General features: G+C 44.1%; 16 protein-coding genes. 8 read left to right on the top strand and 8 right to left on the bottom strand.

Annotated elements, in window-relative coordinates; all coding sequences use genetic code 11:
* Window positions 1-27: 27 nt before the first annotated feature.
* Window positions 28-540, bottom strand: coding sequence for an RNA methyltransferase (locus tag AACW75_RS13490; RefSeq protein WP_102450444.1), 513 nt, complete (start codon window positions 538-540; stop codon window positions 28-30).
* 275 nt (window positions 541-815) lie between these two features.
* Between AACW75_RS13490 and AACW75_RS13485 the strand changes: the two genes are divergently transcribed.
* Entirely contained in the window at window positions 816-2,477 is a 1,662-nt protein-coding gene (locus tag AACW75_RS13485; protein ID WP_145571873.1) for a methyl-accepting chemotaxis protein, read from the top strand.
* 152 nt (window positions 2,478-2,629) lie between these two features.
* On the opposite strand, the gene AACW75_RS13480 is transcribed toward AACW75_RS13485, so the two are convergent.
* Window positions 2,630-3,301, bottom strand: a complete 672-nt coding sequence (locus AACW75_RS13480; protein ID WP_145571875.1) for an endonuclease III domain-containing protein — start codon at window positions 3,299-3,301, stop codon at window positions 2,630-2,632.
* Window positions 3,302-3,305: 4 nt separating this feature from the next.
* Window positions 3,306-4,175: a LysR family transcriptional regulator gene (locus AACW75_RS13475; RefSeq protein WP_017076503.1), complete on the bottom strand. Its 870-nt coding sequence runs from the start codon at window positions 4,173-4,175 to the stop codon at window positions 3,306-3,308.
* A 261-nt stretch (window positions 4,176-4,436) separates the two neighbouring features.
* Between AACW75_RS13475 and AACW75_RS13470 the strand changes: the two genes are divergently transcribed.
* Together AACW75_RS13470 and AACW75_RS13465 are read left to right on the top strand one after the other, a co-directional pair.
* Complete coding sequence (locus AACW75_RS13470; protein WP_017076504.1) at window positions 4,437-4,784, top strand: DUF3316 domain-containing protein; 348 nt, start codon at window positions 4,437-4,439, stop codon at window positions 4,782-4,784.
* A 560-nt stretch (window positions 4,785-5,344) separates the two neighbouring features.
* Window positions 5,345-5,770: a DUF3010 family protein gene (locus AACW75_RS13465; protein WP_010432976.1), complete on the top strand. Its 426-nt coding sequence runs from the start codon at window positions 5,345-5,347 to the stop codon at window positions 5,768-5,770.
* 157 nt (window positions 5,771-5,927) lie between these two features.
* On the opposite strand, the gene AACW75_RS13460 is transcribed toward AACW75_RS13465, so the two are convergent.
* Window positions 5,928-6,827, bottom strand: coding sequence for a DMT family transporter (locus AACW75_RS13460; protein WP_145571877.1), 900 nt, complete (start codon window positions 6,825-6,827; stop codon window positions 5,928-5,930).
* 124 nt (window positions 6,828-6,951) lie between these two features.
* Here AACW75_RS13460 and AACW75_RS13455 point away from each other — a divergent pair, with 124 nt between their 5' ends.
* Window positions 6,952-8,379, top strand: a complete 1,428-nt coding sequence (locus tag AACW75_RS13455) for an aminotransferase-like domain-containing protein (RefSeq protein WP_017076507.1) — start codon at window positions 6,952-6,954, stop codon at window positions 8,377-8,379.
* Between the two features lie 143 nt (window positions 8,380-8,522).
* Here the strand turns inward: AACW75_RS13455 and AACW75_RS13450 are convergent, their stop codons facing one another.
* The 3 genes from AACW75_RS13450 to AACW75_RS13440 all read right to left on the bottom strand — a co-directional run bounded on the left by AACW75_RS13450 (window position 8,523) and on the right by AACW75_RS13440 (window position 11,567).
* Window positions 8,523-9,071 carry a carboxymuconolactone decarboxylase family protein gene (locus tag AACW75_RS13450; protein ID WP_017076508.1) on the bottom strand — a complete coding sequence of 183 codons (549 nt, stop codon included), beginning with the start codon at window positions 9,069-9,071 and terminating at the stop codon, window positions 8,523-8,525.
* Between the two features lie 341 nt (window positions 9,072-9,412).
* On the bottom strand, window positions 9,413-10,381 hold the full coding sequence (gene yidZ, locus AACW75_RS13445) for an HTH-type transcriptional regulator YidZ (RefSeq protein WP_145562944.1): 969 nt from the start codon (window positions 10,379-10,381) through the stop codon (window positions 9,413-9,415).
* Window positions 10,356-11,567 (bottom strand): MFS transporter, encoded by a 1,212-nt coding sequence (locus AACW75_RS13440; protein WP_145571879.1) that lies wholly within the window; start codon window positions 11,565-11,567, stop codon window positions 10,356-10,358. The genes yidZ and AACW75_RS13440 overlap by 26 nt, the downstream gene beginning before the upstream one ends.
* 481 nt (window positions 11,568-12,048) lie before the next feature.
* Here AACW75_RS13440 and AACW75_RS13435 point away from each other — a divergent pair, with 481 nt between their 5' ends.
* A complete protein-coding gene (locus AACW75_RS13435; RefSeq protein ID WP_145571895.1) occupies window positions 12,049-13,212 on the top strand; it encodes an amino acid permease in 1,164 nt (387 codons plus the stop codon).
* 159 nt (window positions 13,213-13,371) lie between these two features.
* Here AACW75_RS13435 and AACW75_RS13430 read toward each other — a convergent pair whose 3' ends face one another.
* Complete coding sequence (locus AACW75_RS13430) at window positions 13,372-13,809, bottom strand: MarR family winged helix-turn-helix transcriptional regulator (protein WP_171312141.1); 438 nt, start codon at window positions 13,807-13,809, stop codon at window positions 13,372-13,374.
* 127 nt (window positions 13,810-13,936) lie between these two features.
* Here AACW75_RS13430 and AACW75_RS13425 point away from each other — a divergent pair, with 127 nt between their 5' ends.
* The 3 genes from AACW75_RS13425 to AACW75_RS13415 all read left to right on the top strand — a co-directional run bounded on the left by AACW75_RS13425 (window position 13,937) and on the right by AACW75_RS13415 (window position 16,354).
* Window positions 13,937-14,359 carry an organic hydroperoxide resistance protein gene (locus AACW75_RS13425; RefSeq protein ID WP_135457044.1) on the top strand — a complete coding sequence of 141 codons (423 nt, stop codon included), beginning with the start codon at window positions 13,937-13,939 and terminating at the stop codon, window positions 14,357-14,359.
* Between the two features lie 192 nt (window positions 14,360-14,551).
* Window positions 14,552-14,860: an ArsR/SmtB family transcription factor gene (locus AACW75_RS13420; RefSeq protein WP_054546255.1), complete on the top strand. Its 309-nt coding sequence runs from the start codon at window positions 14,552-14,554 to the stop codon at window positions 14,858-14,860.
* Between the two features lie 153 nt (window positions 14,861-15,013).
* Window positions 15,014-16,354 (top strand): aldehyde dehydrogenase family protein, encoded by a 1,341-nt coding sequence (locus AACW75_RS13415; RefSeq protein WP_145571881.1) that lies wholly within the window; start codon window positions 15,014-15,016, stop codon window positions 16,352-16,354.
* The last annotated feature ends 4 nt before the right edge of the window (window positions 16,355-16,358 follow it).

The following is a 16,358-nucleotide window of genomic DNA, read 5'->3' as shown; positions in this document are numbered from 1 at the left end:
GGGATAGATAACACTAGAAGCGGAGAATTACTTTTCTTTTACTAATAAGTGATTACGATTATCACGGCTTTTCTTAATCAGCTCGTTGCTCTCGTCCATTTCATCCGATTTAGCAAGGCGATCATAAAGTAGCACGTTGACCGTCGCAGCTAGATTCATACAGCCTACCGTTGGCACATACACAACGTGATCAGCTCTATCCGCAACATCTTGAGAAATTGAGCCATCTTCAGGGCCAAAGATATAGATAGCGTTTTCAGGGTGTTTAAAACGAGGCAGTGGTGTCGCACCTTCTGCTAGTTCTACACACACAATCTGAGTTTCCGCGTCAAGATTATCTAAAAATGACTCCGCGGCTGTAAGCGGGATCGTGCGCGCTGCGCTCTTCGTATCAGTGTGGAATTTAGCGGCTTTTTCGTAGCGTTGCCCTGTGTATTTAACTTCGTCGACTTGGTAACAACCAGCCGCGCGCATAACAGCGCCAACATTCGTCGGGCTCTTTGGGTTAGTTAAACCAATAATCACATGGCTTTTGTTCATGAATATTTCTCACTTAACGAATAAACATAGCAAGGTGCTACAAAGGGCCGCATTCTACCAAAGCAGCGTCGAATTCAAAAGCATCGATACAAACTCGCTTTTTCGCTCTTAAGCCTCTAATTGCAAGGCTTCTCACTTGAAAAACTTAACCATCATCATATTTATCAAACAAAAACACTCTAGAGTAACAATTAGACAACAAGCCCATTTACATTTTGAAACCACATTAATAATGTGTTGAAAATTGTATGAGAAAATCACACAGGAAGCGTGAAATGACCCTAACCATCAAAAACCGCCTTTATATTCTCTCTTTCATTCCTTTGCTACTAATGGCAATTGGCATGATGAGCGTGACGTATATGAAGAGCACCGAGCTAACCGCACAGCAAGTAGAATCGACGCGTAGCAATATGATGGCGATGAAAGAAAAGGAACTCAAAGCGTACCTGCAAATGGCCTACTCTTCGATCAGCCCATTTTTAGATAAAGGGGCAACGCTAGAAGAGGCTTTACCAACATTGAGAACCCTAGAATATGGCGAATCAGGCTATATTTTTGGCTATGACTCTAAAGGTGTCCGAGTTGTGGTTGGGCAAAGTAACGATGGTATTGGTAAAAACTACTATGACCTTCAAGACAAACAAGGTAATTACCTAATCCGAGACCTGATCAAGAACTCAAAATTGGGTGAATTTACGACTTACTATTTCCCGAAACCGGGCCAATCTATCGCGTTACCAAAACTCAGCTACTCAGTATTTGTTCCGCAATGGGACTTAATGCTTGGTACTGGCTTCTACACCGATGACATCGACGCTGTTATTGCCGAGATGAAAGAAAGTTCGAATATCGCGCTACAAAGTTCCTTGACTGCTATCGCGATTTTCTGCGGATTGATTGCCCTAGTGGTAGCCGTTTTCGCTGTTGCAGTGAACCGTACCATCATGCAACCTCTTGAGCAGTTTGACCGTTCGATTAGCGCCTTTGCTAGTGGTGAAGCCGATTTAACCGCACGAATGGAAGCGTTCAAAGCACCAGAGTTCACTAAGCTCAGCGAAAACTTCAATGCCTTCGTTGCTAGCCTGCAAACCATCATTCGTAGCGTAAGTGATGTGGGCCAGCAAGTCGTATCAGAAACCAGCAGCATGTCTTCTCGCGCCGCACAGGTTGACGAGATTGCCACTGGTCAGCGTGAAGAGACTGAACAAGTTGCAACAGCAATGACCGAGATGACCACGACGGCACAAGAGATTTCAAGCAATGCAAGCCAAGCAGCAGACTCAGCCAAACAAGCGGAAAACAACGCCAAAGAAGCTCAACAGATTGTTAATGCGGCTGCAAACTCGGTTGCAGGCCTTGCCAGCGAAGTATCAGAAGCGAACACTGTGGTATCTAGACTTGAAGGTGATGTACAAAACATCTCGTCTTCACTGACAGTCATTCAAGATATTGCAGAGCAAACCAACTTGTTAGCACTGAATGCAGCGATTGAAGCCGCACGTGCTGGTGAGCAAGGACGTGGATTTGCGGTGGTAGCGGATGAGGTACGTAAACTGGCAAGTCGTACTCAAGAAAGTACGGGCGATATTCACAAAATGATTCAACAGCTAAAAGCCGCTTCAGATGCCGCCGTAAAGGCCATGGATTCGAGCCAAAATCGAAGTGCTCAAACCGTAGAAGAAGCGAATGCCGCTGCTGCAGCACTGGCCAAAATTCAGGCGTCGATTGATACCATCATGGACATGAACTCGCTTATTGCCACCGCGACTGAACAACAAAACATTGTAGGCCAAGAGATATCACAACGTATTGTCGTGATTTCAGATCAAAGCTCACAATCGGCATCACTGGCGAATCAAAACCGTACAGGTAGCCAGAACCTAAACAGCCGCGCGAATGAGCTTTACCACTTGGTGGATCGCTTCACGGTTTAATACATTTTCAGTCTAGTTAATAACAAGCAAACGCTACTTAACTATAAAATCTTTCGCACTACATAAAAACGGGCTTCAGAATCACCATTCTTAAGCCCGTTTTTTATTCCAATGATATATTGATACAGCAAGCTCGTTGAGTCGAACCAAGGTCAAACTCCTGCCTTAGTGCAACCTTGATTCAGTGGGCAATGTTCACACTTGGGCTTTGGGTTACAAAACTGCTGACCGTGCTCTACCAATAAGCCATGATAGTAAGCATACCTTTGTGTATCCAACGGAATCACACTTTCCATCAAGGCTCGGAATTTCTCATACGATTTAGGGACATCAAGCCCGTTGCGAGTGAAGATCCTTCTTGCGTATGCATCAATCACAAAAGAAGGTTTACCTATCGCGTACACCAGAATCGCGTCAGCCGTTTCACCGCCGATTCCTTTGACTTCCAGTAACTCTTTTCGCAGCTGATCTTTGTCCTGCTTACGAACCACCGACATATCGTATTGGTACTTCGAAAACCATTCCGTCACTGCCTTTAACTTAATGGCTTTTTGATTGTAATAACCACTGGAACGTATCTTCTGCGCAAGCTCATCAATATCCATCATAGCAACGGCTTTCGGATTACAGTCTTCTCCAAGGTTATCTATCGCCTTCTCTGCATTCTTCCAATTGGTGTTCTGAACCAGAATAGCGCCAAGCATTATCTGGTAAGGAGCATCCGTTTGCCACCAATCAAAATAGCCATAGTGCTGCTCAAGTATATCGAACACTCTGAGTATCACGTCGTTTGGACTGATTTCATTACGGTGGCTTGGCGTCATAGAGCTAATCCAGTTGCTCAGATAGGAAATCGACTAATAAGCGAACCTTTGAAGACAAGTTACGGTTCTGAGGATAAAGCGCCCAGATCCCCTCTTTGTCGTCTCGGTAATCCGACAGCACCTCAACCAACTCTCCACAATCAAGGTCTTCACTCACGTAGTACTCTGGTAATTGCACCAAGCCAATGCTCTGCTTCGCTGCATCCAGCAAGGCTAGACCACTGTTACACCTAATGCGCCCGTTGACACGAACCGAACGAGGGCGATTATTCTCTTTGAAACGCCAATGTTCAAAACCACCCACTAAACATTGATGATTGCTCAACTCAGAAAGCGTATGCGGCTCACCATAACGTTCAATGTACTCAGGGCTGGCACATACATAGAGTTGTCGTTGAGACAGCTTCTTGGCCACGAGGCTTGAATCTTCTAATCGGCCAAGGCGAATCGCCACATCAACACCAGAATCGATAAGGTCGAGCTTTTGATTAGTCAGCATCAACTCAAGTTCTACCTGTGGGTGAAGCTTTAAGAATTGATGGAGTATTGGAGCTAGTTGACGCTCACCATAGGTCACAGGTGCGGTCACTTTGAGCAAACCTTTGGGTGTAGATTGCATCTGGGTTACTGCTAACTCTGCAATTTCTAAGCCTTCTACCAACAACTTACATTGCTGATAATAGAGTTGGCCTGCTTCTGTTAGGGAAACCTTACGAGTCGTTCGATTGAGTAGTTTCACAGCTAAGCGCTCTTCAAGATTCGCCACTCTGCGACTGATTTGAGCCACAGACGTAGCAAGCTTCTGCGCTGCACCTGTAAAACTTTCACGCTCTGCTACTGCAACAAACTCACTGACCCCTTCCCAATTAGCCATACCTTTACCTTATTCTGAACGATGGTTACCCATACAGTGTATTGAAGTTATAAATCAGTGTCACTGGCTTGCTATGCTCTGTGCATAAATCTTCGCCATCTACAATCGCTCAAAATCATTCCAACCAAGCCCTGACATTTCTCAATTTTCCTCACCGAACACTAACAAATTTAGCATTCCCTCTGACACTCATCTTACCACTTCATTGGTATGTTAGTTCTGTACCGGAACACAGGTACTTCAACAAAGTAAGGTACTCCTATGAAAAAATTAATCATACTTGCATCAACTCTTGTACTCAGCACGACAGCGTTTGCAGCAACCAAAACAACGATTCAAGAAACAACGCTAAAATCTGATACATTTGTTACTGAAGCGGAAGCATACGATGCAGGAACAAACCTTATGGATGAGCTAAGCGCAAAGACACCTTTTGAGCTTTCTAGAGAACTACCACAGTTCCAACAAACAACAAAATACGATTCGTTCAAGATTGATGACGCGAATATGGAAGTGAAAAAAATCACTAACATGAGTGGCGACATCCATTACCAAGCGAATGTAAAAGTTGACTACCGTTACACATACAAAGACGGTCGCAGCAGCTAACCCAGACTTATTGACTAGATCGGCAAAGCACATTGCGTGTCTAAAATGAAAGCCTGTATCTCAACAAAAAGTCCGTATAAAAACAAAGCTCGCATATAAAAAGAAAGCCCGCACTCATAGAGTGCGGGCTTTTTGATTTATTCTTCTTTGGCTATTTTTTTCTGACAATTCGGTTTGATCAATCTATTTCGATTCTCGCTACTCATGACAGGTTGACGACCAAACCACGACCTTGTTCGCCTGCGCGCGCCGCTTCAATCACAATTTCACTCTTAATTGAGAGGTTATTGATACTCATAAGGGGGTTTATAACCACACCGTAAATAGGGACGCGCGCATAATATACAGTATCAATTTAAAAGCTAGCTAAAAGTTTGTGAATCTAGTCGCATAGCAAACGTTACCCTTGAGTCAACTGTCGAATACTTAACCAAACGTCAACTTGAAAAAGATCTGAAGAAAGCAAATATCGCACTTATTTACCCTAGACATGCTCAAACACTGGAGAAGTATTGGAAATAGCACCATAATGTACGGCTCAAAAGTAAATAGGTATGAACATGAAAATTTGTGGTGTTGAAATCAAAGGTAACGATGCAGTCATCTGTCTTCTTTCTCTGTCAGATGGTGTATTTAATATCCCTGATTGCCGAGTTTCTAAGGTTGCGATTAGCGACGCAAACGACACGCAGAATATGAAAGACTTTCAATTCTCTTTTGCAAAGTTGATGGAAGATTACCAAGTAGACAAAGTTGTGATTCGTCAACGCCAAACAAAAGGCAAATTTGCTGGCGGTGGCTTTGGCTTCAAACTAGAAGCAGCAATTCAACTGATCGACGGCCTGGACGTAACGGTTGTATCACCTGCTGACATCAAAGAGAGCCTAAAGCGCAATCCTCTTATGATGAAGTTTAAAGAAACTGGCCTTAAGCAATACCAAGAAGCACCGTTTACAACGGCTTACGCTTGCTTGATGCAGCGCTAGTTCATAGACGAAAAAAATGATCCAAACGAAAAGAGCCTGAATATTCAGGCTCTTTTTTCATATCTATCATGTCAGTTTTAGGCCTAACACTTCTCGTTCAGCCTATATCCAATAGCTGCAGCTATATGTTTGCTCACTATTAACGGTTAAGCGATTCTCAGCGATTCAATGCAGCGTGTCTTCGAGACTTGAATAGCTCTGGCTTTTTGACCACCAAATATACCGCAGCGGCCGACAGAGCAAACCCCATTGCGCCATAGATATCGAACGATTCACCGAAGATAAGCCAAGCTTGAATTGCCGTCGTTGGTGGTACTAAATAAAACACCGATGCCACACTTGAAGATGCTCCATGCTCTACCATGTACAGTAGCAACAGTATTGCGATACAGGACAACACAACCACCAGCCAGATTAGCGTTAACGTGAATTCTACCGTCCAGTTCACTTGCATGGTTTCGTAACGCATTGCGAAAGGTAAAAACAACGAAGCTGCAGCAAGATATTGCACCATCGCGCCACCGACCATATCCGTCCCTTTGCAGAAACGCTTTTGGTACAGAGTACCGACCGTGATACCCACCAGCGAAACCAAACACAACAGCGTCGCCATGCCCTTTTGATCATCTGATTGCCATTCAATATTTCCCATCAACACTAGGCTAATGCCCGCAAAGCCGAGGGCTAAACCCAGCCATTGTGCGAAGTTAAACCGCTGTGAAGTACAACTGATCATAATCAATGCGGTAAGAATTGGCTGTAAGCCTACCAGTAAAGAACTCAACCCTGCAGGCATACCCATATCAATCGCCAGATAGGTGCCACCAAGGTAGAAACCATGAATCAATATACCGACAACACAAGCATGGAAGAATGCGCGACCACGAGGAACTCGACGCTTAAGAATGGCGATCAAAACCAAGAACAGCGCCACATTGGCTGCCATCCTGAGTGAAAGTAACGTAGCGGGTTCAGCATATTCCACACCAAGACGTGCGCCAACAAAACCTGACGACCACAATATTACAAACACAAACGGAATCATTTTAATCAGCATTACAAACCTCTGGTCAACTCTTCATCAATGCTGTTACCTTAGTTGGGTACAGATAACTAATAAAGATACAGATATAACACTTTAAATGGTTACAGATTGAGAGTGAGCAACGAGGGAGAATAACGTGGAAGTAGAACTCAGCGGCAATAAATACCTTGCTACCGAACAACATATTAAGGCTCAAATTGATAAAGGGCTCTTTCACCCAGATGATCGCCTTCCCTCGATCCGCCAACTCAGTGAACAGCTTGGCGTGAGCAAAAACACCGTGATTCGTGCCTATCAAGAACTGGAGGCTACAGGCTGGGTTTATTCGGTCCCCAAGTCGGGTTATCGTGTCAAAGCGCCCAATACAACAAGTTGGGACACGCCAAGTCAACCTCAAAAAGTCGACCTACTCTCTGTCACTAAATCGGTGCTCTCTCGTCCAAAGGGTCGCTTGAAGCTTTTAGCAGGTTCTGCACATCCCAACATCAACAACCCCGCTATTCGTAGTTTATACGCCGAGATCGGTCGCCACAGCCGATTGCAAACTCAGTTACCCGGTTACTACCAACTACCTCCTGGCGACGAGCAATTAGTAAAGCAATTGTTAAAGATCACCCATGATCTAGGCGTGCCCGCGGGATCGAAAGAGATTGCGATTACTCACGGTGCTCAACAGGCGATCAGTTTGGCTCTGCGGGCATTAACCAAACCGGGTGACATCGTCGCTGTTGAGTCGCCGTGTTATTTCGGTAACTTACTACTACTTGAATCACTTGGGTTACAGGCTCTTGAAATACCAAGTAGTATTAGCCACGGAATCGACATCCCTTCACTACAAAGTGCATTGGATAAATGGGAAGTAAAAACGCTACTGCTAACGCCAAACTTTACCAACCCGACAGGCTCAAGAATGCCTTTAGCTAATCGAAAAGCGCTGCTGGAGATAACCGGATCTTTGCCGATTATCGAAGATGATGTGTTCGGTAGCTTGGCATTTGACACACCGATTGCGAGCTTGAAAGAGCTGGATGACCAAGATCGAGTCATTTACGTCAACTCGCTATCCAAAACCTTAGACTCTCGCCTACGCATTGGTTGGTTACTTTCAGGACGTTACCAAGCTCAAGTCGAAAAATATCTACTTTGCGACAACATGGGCAGTTCCAACCTCATGCAATCGGCGGTCGGACAGTTTCTCACCACAGGCAAATACCGCAATCACCTGTCCAAAATGAAACGACTCTATCAAACTAATCAAAAGCAGTTTCAAAGCTTGTTAATACAAGCATTGGATAGCTACCCACACCTTGTTGGGTGCTACCACTTGTCAAAACCGGAAGGCTCTTTTTTAAACTGGATAACACTGCCTGAGTCGGTCGATAGCTACGCGGTCTATCAAGACTGTTTAAAGCATAAGTTGGGGATTTTACCCGGCACCGTTTTTGGTACGCACGATCAATTCAAGCACTGTTTGCGCTTTACTGTGGCTAACATTGAAGAGAGTAAAGATTGGAAAGAAGGGATAGTGACGCTGGCTATGATCATCGCTAAACATGCACATTAATCGTTCACTTTCCTCAATTAGAACTGACACCAACGAAAAAGCCCCACTCAAGCGAGCGGGGCTTTCACTATATCCATAACCAAAGGCTAATTAGCGTAGCCTTCAAGCAACTTACCCTCTAAGCAAGTTGATATTTAGGCAGATTAACCTTGCCAAGCAAACTGTTCGAACACCTTGTCTACTGGCGTTTTGGCAACGCGGTTTACGTAGTTGCTGATCACTTTCTGAGACAAGCCAAGAATCACTTCTAATACCTGTTGCTGACCATAGCCCGCTTCGAAAAATGCTGCCATTTCACTTTCAGGCACATTGCCACGATTACGTACCATGCTTAACGTGAAGTCGTGCAATGCTTGCAGTTTTTCAGTTGGCAGTGCAGTACGGTTACGAAGTGCTTCGGTGATTGCAGGATCAACCTTCATTGAATGTGCAATGCCAGTATGCGCAGGCACACAGTAGTGGCACTCGTGCTCAACATTTATGGTTTGCCATACCACGGTTAACTCATCAGCATCAAAAGACGAATCACTAAATGCTTGATGAAGCTGCGTGTAAGCTTTGAGAGTATTAGGTGATTCAGCCATCACCCCAAAAAGACCAGGAACTCGACCCATCTGTTTTACAGCCCCTTCAAGAATGGGTTTGCTTTGCTCAGGTGCTGATTCTACTGAGTGAATTTTAAAGTTGCTCATGTTCTATTCCTTTCGATTCTTTATACTAATTTGATTCACAATCGGAGTGATATATGACTGTTCTCCGTTGGCGTGAAAACAATATAGATCAAACTAGAACGATCGTTCAAGTATTAATTTGAACAATCGTTCAGATTAACACTATTTATCGAATCAACAATTAAGAAATAACCGTATTCATTTGAGAAGTTCTGACCCTATCCGTATGATTTAAAATAAAAAGCCCATCAGATAACATCTGATGGGCTCACTTCTAACTCTGAATTCTTATTTCAATCAACGATCAATATTAACGGTACAAGCCTTCAGGTCATCTAATCACATTTAATCTCATCACAAGGTTAGACACTTTTACCTTCAAACTGGTAAAGCTCTCTAAGCGTGTCTTTTAGCCATAGAACGATTGGGTTGTAAGCATTGCGTTTATGCCAAATCATGGTGAACGGGATCAGCAGCTTTTTGGCGTTCTCTTCATCTAGAGGAATAGGTAGACAAGTAAGATTAGGATGAAGTTGTTCAACGTAACGTCGGCAGTAATTCGGTGCCACGGTAGTCATGGTGTGGTTTGACTGAGCCGCCATAAACAAAGACTGCTCAAAACCCGCTAGCGTAAGTGCGATATGTCGGTCGAGTTGCAAATCTGTGAGAATTTCATCCAACGCCCATGTTTCACTTTTTTCCCACACAATATTGATGTGAGGGTATTTGAGGAAAGCCTCAAGGTTCCACTCTTCTTGCAAGGCTGGGTGGTCTTTTCTCAAATACACCACGGGCAAATCGTGGAACAGTACCTCGAAATCAATGAAGTATGGCAGTGCATCTAGAGATTCTTTCGAACGTGGGTGGCTTTCTCGCCCTGAAAATCCAATATCAGATTCGCCACGTACGATGGAATCTATCGAATCGTAGTCCCAATTACGCATTTTGATCTTCGCATTGGGATAACGTTGATACACGCTTTGCGTCAATTCGTTCAACATGATCAACGATAACGGAGATTCGGCTTCTAAATTTAAACGTAAGTCCTTTGGGGCGTCGTCGCCACGAGTAGTGAGTATTTGACTACCAATCTGCAACCAGTCTTGAAGATCTTTCACCATGCTCAGCGCAAGTGGTGTTGGCGTTAAGCCCCTCGGCGTTTTCACAAATAGAGGATCATCGAACCAGTCTCGAAGTTTAGTCAGTGATTTGCTTACCGTTGAAGGCGTGACGTTGAGCTTTTTGGCAGCTTTTGAAACACTCTGCTCTTGCAACAGCAATTGCAGAGTGAATAACAAATTCAGATCAAGACGGGCTAGTGGCTTCTTCATAATCACTTTTAACTTGGGAAGGACCTACCCATAGTATTAGAGCAATACTGATAACTCCACCAGCAGCCAATATAAATGCCAACATATTCAATGCACTTAACCCGATAACGCCCATAAACCAGATAAACAGTGCTGAAGTACATACTTGGGAAACTCCGAGTATTGAACTTGCCACACCTGCGCGCTGTGAATAACAGCTCAATGCTTGGCTCATCGCGACACCAAAACCCAATGAGAAGCCGCCGCACACAAAAGCAAAGCCCAACAACGTCACGTAATGCCCTAACCCACCATCAATCGATGCGAGCAACAAGATAGCCGCAACGACAAAGCAAACTTGTGAAGTCAGCATTAAGTTCTTTTGCTTAAACACATTCAAAGCAAATGGTGCAGAGAATGACACCAACATACTCACCAATGCGGTTAACGCCATAGTGTAAGAATACTGACCTCGGTCGAAGCCAAGCTCTGTCATGATCAACAGTGGAGAGACATTCACATAAGTGAGAATTGCGGTCACTCCTAGGCTGGTCATGATCACTCGGCTGATAAACAACGGGTCTTTGAACGTTTCAGTTGAAGTTGGTTGAAATGTCTCAGATAAAGAAGCTTTTGCTAACACCGACCCTATAACCTTAGGTTTAGTCTCTTTTAGCACGAGCACCGACAACAAACACACCACAACACCCATGCTCGCCATGGTCGTGAACAAGCTCGGCCACGGGTAAACCGTCATGATTAAGTGGCCAATCACAGGCGCAAGCACTGGTACGATGCAGGTAATGCCATTCATCATCGACAGCACCTTAGCGCGTTTTTGGTCATCCAATACATCTCGCAAGATAGCGAACGCCACCACATAACAAGAGCCAGCACCCACACCTTGAAAGAAACGCACGAGAAGAAATGGTTCTGCATTGGTCACAACACCGCCGAACATCGAAGAGGTAGCAAAGACAATCGCACCGAAAATAGCGACAGGTTTTCTTCCTACACTGTCGGCAAATTTACCGGCAAACAACATGGTGGTTGCCATTCCTGCGAGATAAATAGAGAACGCGGCATGAAGCTGAGCCTCAGACGCATTTAGGTCCGCGGCAATTTGAGGCAACCCAACTAAATACAAATCAATAGCCGTTGGATACAAGAGAACAAGCGTAAAACTACAAAATAGAAAACGGTACATAACACCCCCACATAATTGGTGTGAGGATAATAAGAGCGAAACGCCAAACTACCGAGTGGTATCTACGACAACGGATCTTTCCATTTACGACAAACCCTCATGCTACAACTGGATAGCCTCTTCATTGGGGAGATCCAATTAGTACTCATAAAATAAGGGAATCCGGCAGGAAATCATCAAATAAGCAAGGTTTTGACTTGGTTTCACTGAAATTAAGGCATCCGTTAATCAGCCGTATAGAACGAATGATTAAACGGCTGTTAATGAACATAAGTTATCAAAAAGATAAAACAACTCACAAGATGAATACAAAAAACAACCAGCCATATGCAGCGTAAATCTCTTCGTAAATTTTTTAGAAAATTTCAAAAATTATTAGAATTTAATCCCTAACTCTAATGAGTATTTTGTTAGTCTTGGAAACAATTATTTACAATCCAAAGAAAAATTATTTGGATCGCTAGAGGTTGTTTTTTTGAATATGAAATTATTCGGCAGTTCTTTGATTCTTTCAGGAACTGCATTAGGGGCTGGTATGCTTGCCATTCCCATGGTGTTGGCCCAATTTGGCTTCATGATCAGCTCAGTGCTTATGCTGCTTATCTTTATTGGCACCACCTACTCAGCACTCCTCCTGGCAGAAGCGTGCACCAAAACCAAAGACAACAGTGGAATGAGCAGTGTTGCTTACTTAACGCTTGGCAGTAAAGGTAAACACTTTATCAATGCACTCTTTTACCTGTTGCTGGTATGCATGCTGATCGCTTATATCTTGGGTGTCGGCGACATCACCCACAAACTGCTGCTCGACGTTGGCATCGATGTGTCTACATCGGTTGCCTATACTATTTTCAGCCTATTGATGGGTGTGATTGTGGTGGCGGGTAAGTCGTATATCGACAAATTAAATCGCGGTTTATTCATCACGATGGTGGTGATGCTGCTTATCGTTATCGCCTCTTTGTTTAGCAACATTCGCATTGATTACCTGACTCAAGCCAGCAAATACACGGCTAATGACGTGGTGCAGTACAGCGCGGTTATCTTTACCAGCTTTGCTTCTATGGTGGTGATTCCGTCACTGGTTATATACAACCGAGAAGCGACTCAAAAACAGATCCGCAATATGATTCTATTGGGTTCAGTGATTCCATTAATTTGCTACCTCACTTGGTTATTCGCAATTATTGGCAACCTTGGCACAGACGCTATCAGCCAATTCCATAACATTTCAGAACTGATCTCAGCGTTTAGCAGGCAGTCTGCTTGGTTAAAAGTAGTGATTGCGCTGTTCTCAGTATTGGCATTGGTAACCTCTTTCCTTGGTGTGTCTATGGCGCTGTACGACCAAAACAAAGATGCAGTCACCAGCAACAAAGCATTGGCTTATGCCCTAACCTTCGTTCTACCTTTGGTATTAGCTGAGTTATTCGCTAGCCAATTCGTGAGCATGTTGGATTACGCGGGGATGGTGTTGGTGTTCTTAGCTATCTGGGGACCACTTGCAATGGTGGTTAAAGTTCGTAGGCCAGACTTTCCTCACCTACAGACTCAAGGCAGCTATACCGCAGCCGGTGGTGACACGGCACTTATCGCAACATTTGGTTTTGGTGCGTTGATTTTTATCTCTTGGTTTATGGGTTAATTCTCAAACTAATACAATATCAAGTGACCATTTCAACGGTAGTCGATACCAAAAAGCCCGTGAGCATTACTCTGGATTAGCAATGACCGCTAATTAGTAGTAAAGGCTTATGGGCTTTTCATTTTCTGATTATCATTGCCGAGAACTAAAAGCCCTCTCTCATTTGGTCAAGTTACCAAGCAATTGCTCACACTGTGCTTTTAATGATTTAAGCTCATCTTCGTTCATCTTGGAGAGACACAGCATTTCGACTGGCACGGTTTGCGCTTGTTCTTTGAGATCGACCCCTGCAGGTGTCAACGTGATAACTCGAACTCGTTCATCTTCAGCACTGCGAGTTCTAAGCACATAACCTTTCGCTTCCAAACGCTTGAGTAGTGGCGTCAAGGTACCAGAATCTAAATGCGTTTTTGCGCCTAGCGCTTTGACATTTATCTCTTTTTCTTCCCAAAGCACCATCATCACAATGTACTGCAAGTAAGTAAGATCAAGCGCTTTCAGTAAAGGTTGATACGCCCTACTCATTGCATTCGACGCACTATACAACGCAAAACACACCTGATTATCCAGCTTTAGATAGTCATCTTGGTCGCTCATGATCACCTCACCAATAAATTAAATTGTGCACAATATACTTGCGCGCTCAAATTTTATCAATTAAGCTAGCTTTAAAATTAAGTTGTGCGCAATTTAATTTTACACAATTCAAGTAAGGACTAAAACAATGACAACACTCTACACAACTTCTGCAACAGCAACGGCAGGCCGTAACGGCCAAGTTTCTACTGATGACAACCTGCTTTCAGTGGCGTTGAGCTACCCTAAAGAGATGGGCGGTACAGGTGAAGCGACCAACCCTGAACAACTGTTTGCTGCGGGCTACTCTGCGTGTTTCTCAAACGCGTTGCTTCATGTAGCGAAAGAGATGAAGATTAAGATCGCATCAGCGCCAACGACTGCAACGGTAGGCATTGGTCCAAATGAGAATGGTGGCTTTGCTTTAACCGTTTCACTAGCCGTTGAACTCGATTTAGATCAGGAACAAGCTGTTACGCTTGTGAAAACGGCTCACCAAGTCTGCCCATATTCAAATGCAGTTCGTGGCAACATTGATGTGAAATTGTCGGTTAACGGACAAGCGCTTTAGTTCTTGGTTCTTGGTTCTTGGTTCTTAAAGCATAGAACGAGAACCTAGAACTTAACGATGAAAATCAACACGCCGACGATAAGCGTGAATGACATTCTTACCTCAATGCAGCTAAATCAGGATATCGAGATATTGCAATATCTTACTTTAAAGAGTATATTTCACGTTAATCGAAAACAGCAGCCAAACGCCATGTCAGATATGAATGAAGTTTTAAAGTCAATCAACAACCCTGTACGCAGAGATATTCTTCATTGGCTTAAGTCGCCTCAAGAGCACTTTAACCTAGAGAAACAACTCGTTGATACCGATGTTGAGGGGGTATGCGTCAGCATTATTCAAGAGAAGAGTGGCTTATCTCAATCTACCGTTTCTTCTTACCTCTCGAACCTGCAGCGTGCAAAGTTGGTTACTTCAAAACGCATTGGCTCATGGACGTACTACAAGCGTAATGACGAATACATCGAGACGTTTTTAAAAGAGTTATCTAACTCACTCTAACAAGCAGAATCAAAACAGACTGGGTGGATAACGCCGCCCATTTTAATCTTATCTATTTTCAGAAGACTAGATATCGAGATTTCTCGATATCTAGCTATTCAGATGTGCCATTAAATAGAAAAATATACGAAAAATTAAACGGAGTTGGTAAACATGAGCAAGTCTATTCAATCTTTTAATCCTAGTAATGGAGAACTGCTTGGTGAGGTCAATAACGCCTCTAGAGATGAAGTAGTTCAAACGATTCGCCAATCAAAGGCAGCACAAAAAGCATGGAGAAAACTCCCGATAAATGAGCGCGTGCGAACCATTATTAGAGCTTACCAACACCTTGAACAGCATGCAGACTCCTTCTCAGAATTACTTGCCCGCGAAATGGGTAAAGATATTGGTCGCGCGATTGGCGAAGCAACAGGCGCGATTTATATGGGTCAGCATTATGCAGAAGATGCTCAACGTGCACTCAACACTCGAAAATTGTCCGGCTCAACAGAACTTCAATACCGCCCACTAGGTGTTGTCGGAGTTATATCTCCTTGGAACTACCCGGTGATGATGGCAAATAACCTCATCGTGCCTGCATTAGTCGCGGGTAATACCGTGATTCTAAAACCTTCTGAAGAGACCCCTCTTATCGCTCAAGCATTCTTTGGTGAGCTACAGAAACACCTACCCGAAGGCGTATTAACAATTTTGCATGGCGACCGCGAAACGGGTAAGGCTTTAGTTGAAGGTGATATTCAAATGATTGCGTTCACGGGTTCTAAAGCAGCAGGCCAAGACATCATGGTTCGTGCAGCAAGCAAAGTGAAACGCCTTGTAATGGAGCTGGGCGGCAAAGACCCCATGATAGTGATGCGCGATGCTAACTTAGAGCAAGCAGCACGTTTTGCCGTCGCGGGTAGCTTTGAGAACTCAGGGCAAATGTGTACGTCCATCGAACGTATTTATGTTGATGAGCGAATCGCCGATAAATTCGAACAACGTGTTACTGAGATCGCCAATATGTACCAGATTGGCCCGTGGGATATGCCTAACGTAAACATAGGACCAATCATCAATGCCACGCAACATGGAAAAATCTCGGATCAACTAAAAGACGCACAACAAAAAGGGGCAACTTTCCTTCTAGGCGGGATTGAACAACCAAAGCGTTATATCCGCCCTACTGTTATCACCGGAATGACAGCAGAAATGAAGCTGGAAACAGAAGAGACTTTTGGGCCAGTGGTCGCGATCAGTCGTTACTCAAACATTGAAGATGCGATTGAGCGCGCTAACAACAGCGAGTATGGGTTGGGTGCCGTGGTGTTCGGAAACCAAGGTGTCAATGACGTTGCTGACGAACTTGATGCTGGCATGGTTGGCATTAATCAAGGACAAGGCGGCAGTGGTGATGCTCCCTGGGTTGGCGCGAAACAGAGTGGCCTCGGTTACCACGGCTCGGTTGACGGGCACCGTCAGTTTGCACAAGTAAAAGTGGTTTCAAGATAGAGGT

The organism is Vibrio sp. L3-7 (assembly GCF_963898195.1).
Classification (GTDB): domain Bacteria; phylum Pseudomonadota; class Gammaproteobacteria; order Enterobacterales; family Vibrionaceae; genus Vibrio; species Vibrio echinoideorum.
The sequence above is the reverse complement of the archived record's forward strand: the minus strand, read 5'-3'. Positions and strand labels throughout refer to the sequence as shown.

Excerpts from the sequence above, each read along its gene's own strand:
- AACW75_RS13450 (WP_017076508.1), bottom strand. The coding sequence starts at position 9,071 with ATGAGCAACTTTAAAATTCACTCAGTAGAATCAGCACCTGAGCAAAGC.
- AACW75_RS13460 (WP_145571877.1), bottom strand. The coding sequence starts at position 6,827 with ATGCTGATTAAAATGATTCCGTTTGTGTTTGTAATATTGTGGTCGTCA.
- AACW75_RS13425 (WP_135457044.1), top strand. The coding sequence starts at position 13,937 with ATGACAACACTCTACACAACTTCTGCAACAGCAACGGCAGGCCGTAAC.
- AACW75_RS13475 (WP_017076503.1), bottom strand. The coding sequence starts at position 4,175 with ATGGCTAATTGGGAAGGGGTCAGTGAGTTTGTTGCAGTAGCAGAGCGT.
- AACW75_RS13490 (WP_102450444.1), bottom strand. The coding sequence starts at position 540 with ATGAACAAAAGCCATGTGATTATTGGTTTAACTAACCCAAAGAGCCCG.
- AACW75_RS13470 (WP_017076504.1), top strand. The coding sequence starts at position 4,437 with ATGAAAAAATTAATCATACTTGCATCAACTCTTGTACTCAGCACGACA.
- AACW75_RS13465 (WP_010432976.1), top strand. The coding sequence starts at position 5,345 with ATGAAAATTTGTGGTGTTGAAATCAAAGGTAACGATGCAGTCATCTGT.
- AACW75_RS13430 (WP_171312141.1), bottom strand. The coding sequence starts at position 13,809 with ATGAGCGACCAAGATGACTATCTAAAGCTGGATAATCAGGTGTGTTTT.
- AACW75_RS13435 (WP_145571895.1), top strand. The coding sequence starts at position 12,049 with ATGAAATTATTCGGCAGTTCTTTGATTCTTTCAGGAACTGCATTAGGG.
- yidZ (WP_145562944.1), bottom strand. The coding sequence starts at position 10,381 with ATGAAGAAGCCACTAGCCCGTCTTGATCTGAATTTGTTATTCACTCTG.
- AACW75_RS13415 (WP_145571881.1), top strand. The coding sequence starts at position 15,014 with ATGAGCAAGTCTATTCAATCTTTTAATCCTAGTAATGGAGAACTGCTT.
- AACW75_RS13485 (WP_145571873.1), top strand. The coding sequence starts at position 816 with ATGACCCTAACCATCAAAAACCGCCTTTATATTCTCTCTTTCATTCCT.
- AACW75_RS13420 (WP_054546255.1), top strand. The coding sequence starts at position 14,552 with ATGTCAGATATGAATGAAGTTTTAAAGTCAATCAACAACCCTGTACGC.
- AACW75_RS13440 (WP_145571879.1), bottom strand. The coding sequence starts at position 11,567 with ATGTACCGTTTTCTATTTTGTAGTTTTACGCTTGTTCTCTTGTATCCA.
- AACW75_RS13480 (WP_145571875.1), bottom strand. The coding sequence starts at position 3,301 with ATGACGCCAAGCCACCGTAATGAAATCAGTCCAAACGACGTGATACTC.